Here is an 11,991-nt window from a genome sequence, read left to right as displayed (position 1 = left end):
ATGCGAAGGACCAAACTGCTGTTGACCGGCGCCCTGGTGGCGGTACTGGCCGCCTGCGGCCTGGAACCGGCGTCCCAGTCGGTACCCGACGTCCAGGGTGGACCCGAACTCGCCGAGTTCGACAACCTCGGCGAGGCGCCGATCGTGACGACCTCGAAGGACTTCACCGAACAGCTCATCCTCGGCAAGATGCTGTCCCTTGTGCTCAAGGCCAAGGGCGCCGACGTCGCCGACCACACCAACACCAAGGGCAGCGTCAACGCCCGCGAGACCATCCTCAACGGATCCTCCGACATCGCCTGGGAGTACACCGGAACCGCGTGGCTGGTCTACATGGGCCACTCCGACGTGGACCCCAAGACCAGTGAGGCCGGGGGCGTCAAGATCTCCGACCCCGAGGCGCTGTACGAGGCGGTCAAGAAGGCCGACCTGAAGGACAACGACGTGGTGTGGGGCGATCCGGCCCCGTTCAACAACACCTACGCGATGGCCATCAAGGAGGACCAGGCCAAGCAGAAGGACGCCAACGGCAAGACCATCGACGTCAAGTCCCTTTCGGACCTGGCGAAGCTGCCGCCGGACAAGCAGACCTACTGTCTGGAGAACGAGTTCGAGAACCGTCCCGACGGCTGGCCGGGCATGCAGCAGGCCTACGACATCGACGTCCCGAAGGACAATGTCACCATCATGGACACCGGCGTGATCTACAGCCGGATCGGCGGCGGCTCCTGCCTGGCGGGCGAGGTGTTCGACACCGACGGCCGCATCCCGGCCAACGGCTTGCGCACCCTCGAGGACGACAAGGGCTACTTCCCGATCTACGAACCCGCGGTGACCATCCGCGAGGAGATCCACAAGAAGCACCCGCAGATAGTCCAAATGTTCAACAAGCTCGGTTCCAAGCTGTCCACCGAGACCATGCGGCGGCTCAACGCCGAGGTCGACGTCGACGGCCGCGACCCGCTCGACGTCGCCCGCGAATGGCTCGTCGACGAGGGTTTCCTGAAGAACTAACGTCCGACGACACCGAATCACCAGGTGGCCGGTCCCGCACGGGACCGGCCACCGATCTTCACCGATTAGAGTCGGGGGCGATGTCCACACTCGGAGACCTGATCGCGGCCCACACCGACCTGTCGGCCAACACCAGCGAACACCTGCACCGGCTCGCCGCCGAATGGCAACTGCTGGCCGACCTGTCCTTCGCCGACCTGCTGCTGTGGGCGCCGGTCCGCGACCGCGAGGGCTGCTACATCTGCCTGGCCCAGGTACGCCCCACCACCGGCCCCACCGCCTACGACGACGACCAGGTCGGCCGGGTCCTGTCCGGCAAGGACGCCGAACACCTGCACACGTCCTTCAGCGAGGGCCGCATCTTCCGCGAGGGCGACCCGGTGTGGCACGGCGCCACCCCGGCCCGCCACGAAGCCGTCCCGGTCCGCCGCCGCGACCGGCAACAGGTCGTGGCCGTCGTCGCCCGCGACACCAACCTCTCCGACACCCGCAGCCCCAGCCACCTCGAACTCAACTACCTCAAGACCGCCGACTACCTGATCCGCATGCTCACCGACGGCGGCTTCCCACCACCCCTGCTGCCCGGCGAACCCACCACCGCCCCCCGCGTCGGCGACGGCCTGGTCCGCATCGGCGCCGACGGCCTGGTCCGCTACGCGTCCCCCAACGCGCTGTCGGCCTACCGCCGCATGGGAGTCACCGGCGTCCTGTCCGGCGAGAACCTCGCCGAACTCACCCGCGGCCTCGTCGACGACCCCGAAAAGGCCAAGGACGTCCACCGCCGCATCAACCGCGCCCTGTCCGGCGAAACGCCGCGCCGCAAGGAGATCGAGGCCCGCGGCGCCGTCGTCCTGGTCCGGGCCCTGCCGCTGCGCCCCGACGGCCAGGGCGCCGGAGCCCTGGTCCTGGTCCGCGACGTGACCGAGGTCCGCCGACTCGACCGCGAACTCGTCACCAAGGAAGCCACCATCCGCGAGATCCACCACCGGGTCAAGAACAACCTGCAAACCGTCGCGGCCCTGCTCCGCCTCCAGGCCCGCCGCGTCGGCGTCCCGCAGGCCCGAGCGGCCCTGGAGGAATCGGTCCGCCGCGTCACCTCCATCGCCCTGGTCCACGAAACCCTCTCGCGCTCCAGCGACGAGGCCGTCTCCTTCGACGCCATCGTCGACAAGGTCGCCTCCATGGCCGCCGAAGTCGCCGCCCCCGAATCCCAGGTCCGCCCCCGCCGGGTCGGCAACTTCGGCGTCCTACCATCCGAAGTGGCCACACCCCTGGTCATGATCCTCAACGAACTGGTCCAAAACGCCGTCGAACACGCCTACCCACCCGGCCAGGGCGGCGAGGTCGTCGTCGACGTCCAACGCGAGGGCGACCGCCTCCAGGTCACCGTCTACGACCACGGCCGCGGCCTACCGGAAGGCTTCCGCATCGACGCCACCCACCGGCTCGGCCTCCAGATCGTCCACACCCTCGCCACCGGCGAACTGCGCGGCACCATCAAACTCGGCAACCGCGAGGACGGCGGCGCCGAAGCGGTGCTGGACTTCACGATCGGCTGAGGCCGAAGGGCCTGGTTGATTTGGGGCTCAATGCATGCACGTGATTGTCGCAACGGTGGGCGTTCGTGTACGTTCCGTGTGGCAATTTGGGGGTATGCCCCCTTCGATATCCGACTGGCAGGAAGCCGAAGCCCTGGCCAGCCTCCACATGCGGCAACTGGGATTGTCCCGTCCACACCTCACCCCACCGGGCGCCGACGGCGGAGTCGACGTGCTGGCGGACGAAGCCGCAGCCCAAGTCAAGTTTGAGAAGAGCACAACCGGAAAGCCTGCGGTGCAACGCTTGTACGGCGAAGTCAAGCGGCGCGGCATCCATGGCATCTTCTACAGCCTGAGCGGGTTCTCCGCGCCCGCTATCACCTTCGCGAACGAGACGGGAATCGCGCTATTCAAGTTTAATGTGGATGGTCTGGTGGCTCCCGTGAACGGCCACGCCGGTCATATGGCGGCGCAGGTGCGACGAATGGCGCCAGAGGCGAGGACAGCGTCGCGCAGTCCATGGTGGCTCGCTCCCGTGGCAAAGGGACGCTGGTATTTCTATCTGCCGATCCTCACCTGGGGGTTCCTGGCATTTGTGCCGTTCATCCACGCGAGTGTCAAGTCGCGCAACCGCCGAATGGGATGGCTGGCCTGCTTGTTCGGCGCCATGACCTTCGGATCCTGTGTGTCACTTTCGATCATTTCACCGCCGGCCGACACTGGCCCTCCACCGGAACCGGCGATGTCGATACTGATGTTCTCGCTGCTGCTTGGCGGCATCATCGCGACCGTGCTCCTCATCCGGATCAGGCGCGAGGTCTACCACCTGGACGGCCGGGTGCCGGAGACCCGAAGAGTCACTCTCGGGTGAGAGCGCCGGTCAGGCTCTGACTGTGGCGGGTTTGGCCGCGGGGTTGCGCGGGCGGGGGATCGTCCGGTGGGAGATGCCGGTGACGATGAGGAACTGGGCCAGGGTGTAGGTCGCCATGATCGCGACCTCGCGGCCGGTGAAGTCGATGTTCACGACACCCAGGCCGATCATGAGGTCGGAGACCATGAACAGCAGGCCGCCGATGCCGACCATGGTGGACACCGTCGAGGCCGCCGCGGCCATGATCGCCAGCAGCAGGCTGTAGACGGCAATGGGTGCGGCCAGGCCGCCGAAGCTCGTCCACATGAGAGCGTTGAAGCCGAGCCAGAACGCCAGGTAGGCGAGTGGCGGCCAGGGCAGGGCTCGCCATCGGGCGAAGACCTTCGTCGCGGAGAAGTACGCGCCGATGAAGCACAGCTGCATGAGGGCGAAGAAGAACATGCCGAACAGGAATACCGTCCTGCCCTCGAACAGCAGGAAGGTGTCGGCGGGGATCGCGAACAACAGGCCGAACAGCATCCACAGGTGAGTGCCCATGGGGGCGTGGCCGCGGTACAGCCAGAAGATCAGGGCGGGCATGAGCAAGGGCTTCGAGACCAGTTGCAGGTTGCGGATATCGAAGGCCGTACCGATGAGGTTGGCCGCGACGAGGATCGCGAAGACGATCGCGGGGGCGTTTCGCTTCACCGGCTGCCCGTCTGCTCGGCGCCCCAGCCGGGTGGGCCGAAGACGTAGCCCGCGCGGGCCCGCCAGGAGCGGGCGTGGATGACGTCGCGCCAGATGGCCGCGTATTCGTGGAACGCGACGCGGAGGGGGTTGAACGTCTCGATGTTCCTGGTGAGGCCGTAGGTGACGCGGGCGCCCTCGGGTTCGAAGGTGCGGAAGGCGCGGTCCCAGATGATGAGGATGCCGCCGTAGTTCTTGTCGAGGTACTGGTCGTCGGAGCCGTGGTGGACGCGGTGGTGGGAGGGCGTGTTCATGACCGCTTCGACGGGGCGCCAGAGTTTGTCGACCCGTTCGGTGTGGAGGAAGAACTGGTAGCCGAGGCTGATGGACTGTTGCAGGAAGATCAGCCACGGCGGGAAACCGATGAGCGCCAACGGGAGCCAGAACGGGAGGGTGGTCATGGGGGTCCAGGACTGGCGCAGTGCGGTAGTGAAGTTGTAGTACTGGCTGGAGTGGTGGACCACGTGGCTGGCCCACAGGACCCGGATGCGGTGGTGGCCGCGGTGGAACCAGTAGTAGGCCAGGTCGTCGGCGAAGAACAGGCCGATGATGACGGCGGCGATGAGCCAGGGGCTGGACGCTATCGCGGCGTTCTCGACGACGTCGAGGTCGAAGGGCGCGAGGAACTTGTAGGCGGCGGCGTAGACGAAGATCGAGGCGAACTTCCACACGAAGCCGACGACCTGGGAGCCGGCACCCATCGTCATGGAGGTGGCGGCGTCGCGCAGTTCGTAGCCGCGTTCGTCGTCGTCGGGGGCGAAGTGGAACGACAGCGCCTCGATGACGACGAACAGCACGAAGAACGGGACGGCGAAGATGACGGCGTCGACCATGGCGGAATTCCGATCTGGGGGTTACCTTCGCATTCTTGCCTACTGGTCGGTAATACGTCAACCGTCAGCGGCGGATCAGCAGGGCGACCGTGAGGCCGCGCAGGGGCCACACCTGGTCGACGGTGAACTCGTCGCGCAGCAGCTGTTCCTTGGCGCCGCCGATGCCGGTGAGCGGGTCGGTGTGGTTCTCGTAGCGGACGACCCAGAGGCGGGGGGTGTCACCCAGGCAGTGGGCGGGGTCGGGGCATTCGCTGGCGAGGAGCTGGCCGTCGGTGCGCTGTTCGGTGGTGGCAAAGGTGTCGTCGGGTTGGAGCGGGGGTGGCAGGTAGCGGGCGACGAGGTCGCGGGCCTCCCAGGGGACGACGGGTTCGTTGAGGGCCACGGCGAGCCCGTCGCCGTCGCGGTAGCCGGTCTCGATCAGGGCGGCGGCGCCGAGGGTGTCGTGGGCGTGGCCGCTGGAGCGGCGGATGTCGTACTGGGCACCGGCTCCGGAGACGAACGCGACGGCGAGCATGACCATGGCGGTGGGTTTCCAGCGGATTCCGGCGACGGCGCGCACGCCGAGCACGGCCCAGGCGGGGACGAGGAAGAGCAGGTAGCGGGGCACCCAGACGTCGACGACGGTCGCGGCCAGCATGAGCGCGAGGACGGGGGCCAGGGCCCAGGCGGCGACGGCGATCGTGGGGCGGGAGCGGCTGCGCCACAACGCGATGACGATGAGGATCGCCAGGGCGGCGGCGGTCCAGCGGGATTCGAACAGGTCCTTGGGGGTGTGGGCGAGGGCGCGGAATGACAGCGGCAGCACCCACGAGGTCTGGCTGATCTGGGTGGCGCCGAGCAGGGCCAGCGGGGCCAGCGCGGCGACGGAGGCGGTGGCGGCGAGCAGCCAGCCGCGCCAGCGGTGGCGGTTGAGCGCGAGCAGCATCAAGCCGTGGCCACATAGGACGAGGATGGCCATGAGATGGAAGACGCTGGCGGCGGCGATGGACAGGCCGTAGTAGAGCCACAGCCGCCAGACGGGGGCTTGCCGGGGCTGGGGCGCTTGGTCGTCGGTGGGCTCGGGTGGGGTCGTCGGGCGCTGGCACAGCCGGACCAGCAGGTAGCTGGCCAGTACGGCGAAGGCCATCGAGAACGCGTAGCCGCGGGCCTCGGCGGCGTAGCGGCTCGTCATGGGCAGCAACGCGAACAGCACCCCCGCGAGGATCCCCCAGCGGGGGGTCCACAGCCGGGCGCCGATGGCGGCGGTGAGCCCGGCGGCGATGGCCATCGCGACGAGGCTCGGCAGCCGCAGCGCGACCTCGCTGGTGCCGAACACGGTGGCCCACAGCTTCATCACGACGTAGTAGCCGCCGTTGACGGCGTCGGTGTTGGACAGCAGCGCCCACAGCTGCGACCAGGACTCCTCGATGGCACCCCAGGTCGCCAGCTCGTCGGCCCACAGGCCGGGCAGCCACATGCCGAGGCCACCGATGGCCAGCATCGCGAGGAACGGCAGCAGCCACGGTTTGCGGACGAATGGCGACATGAGCGCACAAGCTAGCCGCCCATTGTGAACGTCGCGTGGCGGCCAGGCGGCATCCGGGTGCTGCCCGCTGAGAAGCGGGAAGGGGGGGTGGGGCGGGCCGCGATGCCGCGCGGCTCAGCCGAGGTGCGACGACGGCTTCGCCGCGTCGCCGGGCACGATGGCGTGTGGCTCAGCTGGTTCGAGGCACGCTTCGCGGCGACGGCTTCGCCGTGTCGCTGGCTACGAGGTCGGGGCTTGGGTCGGGTTCGGTTGCGGGCGGCGCGAGGACGGCTTCGCCGTGTCGCTGGCTACGAGGTCGGGGCTTGGGTCGAGTTCGGTTGCGGGCGGCGCGAGGACGGCTTCGTCGCGTCGCTGGTCACGGAGTCGGGGTGAGGTTCCAGTGGCGCAGTACCGGTTGCTCGCGTTCGTGGCCCAGTACCGAGATGCTGGCCGTGTCGAGGCCCAGCAGCGCTCCGCCGGACGGGGGTAGGCCGATCCAGCGGGCCGCCGCCACGCGGAGGGCGTGGCCGTGGCCCACGACGGCGACGTCGCCGTCGGTCAGGAGCGGGCGGATCGCTGTCAGGGCCCGGTCGAGGCGGGCGCCGATGGCGGACGGGGACTCGCCGTCAGGGCAACCGTCGCGCCAGATCGACCAGTCCGGGACGGTTTCGCGGATGGTCGCGGTCGTGACGCCCTCGTAGCGGCCGTAGTTCCACTCGGCGAGGTCGGCGCTGGTCGTCGTGACGGTCAGGCCCGCCAGTGCGGCGGTGTGGCGGGCTCGGCGCATCGGGCTGCACCACACCGCGGTGAAGCGGTACGGGGTCAGCGCCGGGGCCAGGTTGCGGGCCTGGCGTTCGCCGTCGTCGGTGAGGTCGAGGTCGGTCACCGAGGTGTGGCGTCCGCTGCGGCTCCACTCGGTCTGGCCGTGTCGGACCAGGACGATACTGCCCATGCCCGACAGTCTCACACGGCTTCGGCCAGGCTCAGCCCGAATCGGCCTTTCGGGTCGGTCCACCAGTCGCTGACGGCGAACCCGGCGGTGCCGAGTTCCGCCGCCAGCCCCGACAGGTGGAACTTCGCCGAGATCTCGGTGCGCAGCTCCTCGCCCGCCGCGAAGTCGACGCTCAGGCCGACCGCGGGGAGCTCGACCCGCATGGGGCGGTCGGCGCGCAGTCGCATCTCGATCCACTCCGCCTCCGCGTCCCACAGCGCGACGTGGGTGAACGCCTCGACGTCGAAGTTCGCGTCCAGCCGTCGGTTGAGGACGGTGAGGACGTTGCGGTTGAACCGGGCCGTGACCCCGGCGGCGTCGTCGTAGGCGGCGACCAGGGTGGCGGGGTCCTTGACGAGGTCGGTGCCCAGCAGCAGCCACTCGCCCGGGGCAAGCTGCGTTCGCAGCGAGGCCAGGAAGTCGGCGCGCGCGGCGGGCAGCAGGTTGCCGATCGTGCCGCCCAGGAAGGCCACCAGCCGGGAGGTACCGGACGGCAAGTGGCGCAGGTGTTCGGTGAAGTCGCCGACGATGCCCGACACCGACAGCTCCGGGTACCGCAGCGACAGCGCGGCCGTCGCGGCCGCCAGGGCGTCGGAGGAGACGTCGAAGCCGACGAAGGAGTCCAGGGTTCCCTTGCGTCGCAAGGCGTCTATCAACAGCAGCGTCTTGCGGGAGGAACCCGAGCCCAGCTCGACCAGTGAGGTGGCGCCGGTGCGTTCGGCGACCCGGTCGGCCCCGGATTCCAGCGCGGCGGCCTCGGCGCGGGTGGGGTAGTACTCGGGCAGCCGGGTGATCTCCTCGAACAGGTCGCTGCCGTGCGCGTCGTAGAACCACTTGGGCGGCAGGCGTTTCGGGGTGGCGGTCAGTCCGGCGACGACGTCGGCGCGAAGCGCCGCGTCGAGGTCCCCTTCCGAGATGTGGCTTTCCAGCATTGTCTTGCCCCTCATTCAGATGTGCAGGTCGGAAATGTCTACTTCGGATGCTGTCGCGGTGACGAGTTGGCGGTCGCCGATCGGCTGCCAGGCCGCGTCGGCGTCGAGCGGTTCGGAGGCGATCGTGACGCCGGACGGGTCGCGGCGCACCGACAGCGCGTGCCACCAGGTGGTGGCGATGGCGCGGGTGCCGTCGGTCAACAGCAGGTTGAGCCGGGAACCGGGAGCGTCGGCGGCCAGTTCGCCGACCAGGTCGCGGACGGTCTCGACGGGATCGTTGTCGCGCAGCCGATGCCGCAGCAGCGTCCACAGGAACGCGGCGTCGGTGGGCGCGTCGGCGGTCATGAGCTCGGTGACCGGCAGCGCGCTCGCCTGTTTCGCGACCGAGTGCGGCCAGCCTTCGATGCGGCCGTTGAGGCTGAACAGCCAGCGGCCGTCGGTGAACGGCGCCGAGGCGCCCTGGGTGACCGGCATGCCGACGGTGGCCGAGCGGATCGCGGCCAAAAACGCGGACGCGACGGTGTTGTCGGCCAGGTGCCGCAGGTCGGTGTCGCTCCAGATCGGCGTGGACCGCCGATACCGCAGCGCGGTGTCGCCCGCGTACCAGCCGACGCCGAAACCGTCGGCGTTGATGGTGCCGCCCTTGCGCATGTCGGTGGGCTGGTATGCCTGGTGGCACAGCGAATGCGGCGACTCGAACAACGGCCGCGACAGCCGTTGCGGCTCACCCAGGTAGAGAAGGTGTCGGCACATGGTCAGCCCGCCTCGCCGGGGCGGGGGTCGCGGGCGCAACGCAGTCCGGCGAAGATCTGGCGCCGCACCGGCAGGTCCCAGTTGCGGAAGCTGCCCCGGCAGGCGACGGCGTCGGTGCCGAAGGAGCCGCCGCGCAGCACCTTGTACTTGTCGCCGAAGAACACCTCCGAGTACTCGCGGTACGGGAAGGCCGTGAAACCCGGGTAGCCGTGGAAGTCGGTGTCGGTCCATTCCCAAACGTCACCGATGAGCTGGTGGACGCCGAGCGCCGACGCGCCGCGCGGGTAGGCGCCCACGGGTGCCGGGGCCAGGTGTCGCTGGCCGAGATTGGCGCGGGTCTCGTCGGGTTCGTCGTCGCCCCAGGGGAACCGGCGGGAGCGGCCGGTGGCCGGGTCGAAGCGGGCGGACTTCTCCCACTCGGCCTCGGTGGGCAGTCGCTTGCCCGCCCAGCGCGCGTAGGCGCGGGCCTCATGGAAGCACACGTGCACCACCGGTTCGTCCGGGATGAGCGGCCGGGTGACCCCGAAGCGGGTGTAGAGCCAGCCGCCGGGGTCGGGGTGCCAGTGCGCCGGGGCGGTCAGGTTCTCCGTGCGCCGGTGCCGCCAGCCCGCGTCGCTCCACCAGCGCGGGTCGTCGTAGCCGCCGTCCTCAATGAATCCGAGGTACTGGCCGTTGGTGACCGGCGCGGCGTCGATGACGAACGCGTCCACGTGGACGGCGTGCGCGGGGCGCTCGTTGTCCAGCGCCCACGGTTCGGTGGAGGTGCCCATCGTGAACGGCCCGCCGGGGATCAGCACCTCGGCCGCGACCGGGGCGCGCGACGCGGGCGGGGGTGGCGCGGTCAGCACCGCCGCACCGGCGCGCAGCTGGTGGGTGGCCAGCATCGTCTCGTCGTGCTGTTGTTCGTGCTGCGCGATCATCCCGAAGGCGAAGCCCTCGTCGACCAGTCGGTGTCCCTTGAGCGCGTTGGCTTCCAGGACGTCGAAGACCTTGTCGCGCACCACCCGGGTGTAGTCGCGGGCCTCGTCCGGTCGCAGCAGCGGCAGTTGCGGCCGGTCGCGGCGCGGGTTCTGGAACGCGTCGTACATGCCGTCGATATCGGCCCGCACCGGTTCCCGGCCGCCGACGTCGCGCACCAGCCACAGCTCCTCCTGATTGCCGATGTGTGCGAAATCCCACACCAGCGGGGACATCAGCGGCGAGTGCTGTGCGATGAGGTCGGTCTCGTCCACCGCGTCGGTCAGGGTGTGGGTGCGGTCGCGGGCCCGGGCCAGCACGGTGGCGATGTGGGCTCGAAGCGTTTCGGTGTCGGTCATGTCAAGCCTCCTGGGTGTGAAGCGCCGCCAAGCGTTGGTCCACAATGGTGGCGACGGCGTGGCGGACGGGTTCGGGGACGTCGGTCGCGGCCAACCCGTCGCAGGCCAGCGCGGCGACGGCCGCGGCGGCCTGGCGCAGGTCCGGATCGGCGAGCCCCCGGGTGGCGGCGTCCAGCCACCGACCCTCGACCGGGGCGCACAGGTCCCGGACCTTGTCGATCGACGACGCCGAGGCCAACAGCGCGCCGATGACCGCCACCGGCGCGAACCACTGCCGCCGCGGCTGGGTGTCCAGGTAACGGACCTCCAGGTAGCCGCGCGGCCGCACCGGCGGGAACAGCATCGACAGGTGCAGTTCCAGGTCGTCCAGGCTCGGCGGATCCGGCAGCGCCCCGCCCAGCCACGCCTCGAAACTGACGTCGCGGGGCGTGAACCAGGGCCTTCCGTCGCGCCGAACGCACAGCACCGGCGCCCGCAGCACGTAGTCCACCCACGCCGAGACCGGATCGCCGGTGTCGGTGGCCACCGCGTGGGTGCGGCCGGGTTCCATGCCCAGCCAGGTGCGCATCCGCACGCACGCGGCGTCCGGCCGCCGCGAGGTCGAGAACAGCGCCAACAGCACCGGCCCCATCGCGTGCAGTGCCGCCCAGCGGCTCGGCAGTTCGGTGTCGCGGCCGGAGTCGACGCACACCTGCAACCCGGCGGTGGCGACCATCATGGACGAACCATGCGGGGTGCCGTGCTGGTCGAAGGCGCGCGCCATCGCGTCGTACCGGGGCGTGCGCAGCAGCCGTCCGGGACGGGAACGGGGATCGAAACCACTGTCGCCGATGCCGAGCCGGTGGACGCGCAACAGGTCTTCCAGTGCGCGCAGATCCGTCTCGACCGACGCGTGGAGGGCCGGGAAACCGGAATGGGGGAGGGAGGAGATCTCAACCTGGCCGCCGGGTTCGACGGTGACGCTACCGCCGCCGGGAAGCCTGCGGGAGGGACTGCGGGGATCGATGGTGATGGGGGCGAAGGGGCCGAGCGCCGTGCGCAGCTCGGTCAGGCCGACGGGTTCGGCCGGGTCGTCGAGGCGGTGAACCGTGTGCTCCAGTTCGACGCCGGTCAGTGCGGGAGGTCCGGTCTTGAAACAGACCCTGGCGACATAGTGCGCGGCCTCGTCCCGGGATTGGAGGAGTCGCGCCGTCACCGGGGTGGTGGCCGGTGCGGAGTCTTCGATGGTAATCACCCACCTACATAAACGTGAACAGCATACGCGGGTTCGAACCGCGCAACCGTAACTTCACCCACCGACAAGTCAGTGAACGACGGATGACCGGATCACGATGGGTGGCGTATGTCGGGCATCTGTGGCATGCTTGGCCCCATGTCAGCCGCGCTTCGTCTTCGTCTGGTGGCCCGCCGCCACGTCGACTTTGGACGTACGCGCAGCGCTATCTGTTAGGCGTCGATCAGTGAATCCGCGCCTGTCTTCACATAGCTGAGTCATTCAGCCTTCCGGGCGCAC

General features: G+C 69.4%; 11 protein-coding genes. 3 read left to right on the top strand and 8 right to left on the bottom strand.

The genetic code is table 11. The features are described 5' to 3' along the window. The 3 genes from SNAS_RS25600 to SNAS_RS33265 all read left to right on the top strand — a co-directional run bounded on the left by SNAS_RS25600 (window position 1) and on the right by SNAS_RS33265 (window position 3,423). Entirely contained in the window at window positions 1-1,014 is a 1,014-nt protein-coding gene (locus SNAS_RS25600) for a glycine betaine ABC transporter substrate-binding protein (protein WP_013020384.1), read from the top strand. 80 nt (window positions 1,015-1,094) lie between these two features. Beyond that, window positions 1,095-2,573, top strand: a complete 1,479-nt coding sequence (locus SNAS_RS25595; RefSeq protein ID WP_013020383.1) for a sensor histidine kinase — start codon at window positions 1,095-1,097, stop codon at window positions 2,571-2,573. A 94-nt stretch (window positions 2,574-2,667) separates the two neighbouring features. Then, on the top strand, window positions 2,668-3,423 hold the full coding sequence (locus SNAS_RS33265; RefSeq protein WP_013020382.1) for a restriction endonuclease: 756 nt from the start codon (window positions 2,668-2,670) through the stop codon (window positions 3,421-3,423). Between the two features lie 9 nt (window positions 3,424-3,432). Here the strand turns inward: SNAS_RS33265 and SNAS_RS25585 are convergent, their stop codons facing one another. From SNAS_RS25585 to SNAS_RS25550, 8 genes are all read right to left on the bottom strand, one after another. Continuing rightward, complete coding sequence (locus SNAS_RS25585) at window positions 3,433-4,110, bottom strand: lysoplasmalogenase (RefSeq protein ID WP_013020381.1); 678 nt, start codon at window positions 4,108-4,110, stop codon at window positions 3,433-3,435. Beyond that, complete coding sequence (locus tag SNAS_RS25580) at window positions 4,107-4,982, bottom strand: sterol desaturase family protein (protein WP_013020380.1); 876 nt, start codon at window positions 4,980-4,982, stop codon at window positions 4,107-4,109. The genes SNAS_RS25585 and SNAS_RS25580 overlap by 4 nt, the downstream gene beginning before the upstream one ends. Window positions 4,983-5,046: 64 nt before the next feature. Beyond that, window positions 5,047-6,507 carry a glycosyltransferase family 39 protein gene (locus tag SNAS_RS25575; RefSeq protein ID WP_013020379.1) on the bottom strand — a complete coding sequence of 487 codons (1,461 nt, stop codon included), beginning with the start codon at window positions 6,505-6,507 and terminating at the stop codon, window positions 5,047-5,049. A gap of 355 nt (window positions 6,508-6,862) precedes the next feature. Further along, a complete protein-coding gene (locus SNAS_RS25570) occupies window positions 6,863-7,438 on the bottom strand; it encodes a histidine phosphatase family protein (RefSeq protein WP_013020378.1) in 576 nt (191 codons plus the stop codon). A gap of 11 nt (window positions 7,439-7,449) precedes the next feature. Next, window positions 7,450-8,409, bottom strand: coding sequence for an L-histidine N(alpha)-methyltransferase (gene egtD, locus SNAS_RS25565; protein WP_013020377.1), 960 nt, complete (start codon window positions 8,407-8,409; stop codon window positions 7,450-7,452). A gap of 15 nt (window positions 8,410-8,424) precedes the next feature. Continuing rightward, entirely contained in the window at window positions 8,425-9,162 is a 738-nt protein-coding gene (gene egtC, locus SNAS_RS25560; RefSeq protein WP_013020376.1) for an ergothioneine biosynthesis protein EgtC, read from the bottom strand. Window positions 9,163-9,164: 2 nt separating this feature from the next. Continuing rightward, window positions 9,165-10,478, bottom strand: coding sequence for an ergothioneine biosynthesis protein EgtB (gene egtB, locus SNAS_RS25555; RefSeq protein ID WP_013020375.1), 1,314 nt, complete (start codon window positions 10,476-10,478; stop codon window positions 9,165-9,167). A 1-nt stretch (window position 10,479) separates the two neighbouring features. Further along, on the bottom strand, window positions 10,480-11,712 hold the full coding sequence (locus SNAS_RS25550) for a glutamate-cysteine ligase family protein (RefSeq protein WP_013020374.1): 1,233 nt from the start codon (window positions 11,710-11,712) through the stop codon (window positions 10,480-10,482). Window positions 11,713-11,991 lie beyond the last annotated feature (279 nt).

Origin of the sequence: Stackebrandtia nassauensis DSM 44728 (genome assembly GCF_000024545.1) — a bacterium.
Taxonomy (GTDB): Bacteria; Actinomycetota; Actinomycetes; order Mycobacteriales; family Micromonosporaceae; genus Stackebrandtia; species Stackebrandtia nassauensis.
This window is presented reverse-complemented; position numbering and strand designations above follow the sequence as displayed.

Bases quoted from the DNA above. Each gene is read 5' to 3' on its own strand.
- SNAS_RS25580 (WP_013020380.1), bottom strand. From the start codon at position 4,982: ATGGTCGACGCCGTCATCTTCGCCGTCCCGTTCTTCGTGCTGTTCGTC.
- SNAS_RS25595 (WP_013020383.1), top strand. From the start codon at position 1,095: ATGTCCACACTCGGAGACCTGATCGCGGCCCACACCGACCTGTCGGCC.
- egtC (WP_013020376.1), bottom strand. From the start codon at position 9,162: ATGTGCCGACACCTTCTCTACCTGGGTGAGCCGCAACGGCTGTCGCGG.
- SNAS_RS25570 (WP_013020378.1), bottom strand. From the start codon at position 7,438: ATGGGCAGTATCGTCCTGGTCCGACACGGCCAGACCGAGTGGAGCCGC.
- egtD (WP_013020377.1), bottom strand. From the start codon at position 8,409: ATGCTGGAAAGCCACATCTCGGAAGGGGACCTCGACGCGGCGCTTCGC.
- egtB (WP_013020375.1), bottom strand. From the start codon at position 10,478: ATGACCGACACCGAAACGCTTCGAGCCCACATCGCCACCGTGCTGGCC.
- SNAS_RS25600 (WP_013020384.1), top strand. From the start codon at position 1: ATGCGAAGGACCAAACTGCTGTTGACCGGCGCCCTGGTGGCGGTACTG.
- SNAS_RS33265 (WP_013020382.1), top strand. From the start codon at position 2,668: ATGCCCCCTTCGATATCCGACTGGCAGGAAGCCGAAGCCCTGGCCAGC.
- SNAS_RS25575 (WP_013020379.1), bottom strand. From the start codon at position 6,507: ATGTCGCCATTCGTCCGCAAACCGTGGCTGCTGCCGTTCCTCGCGATG.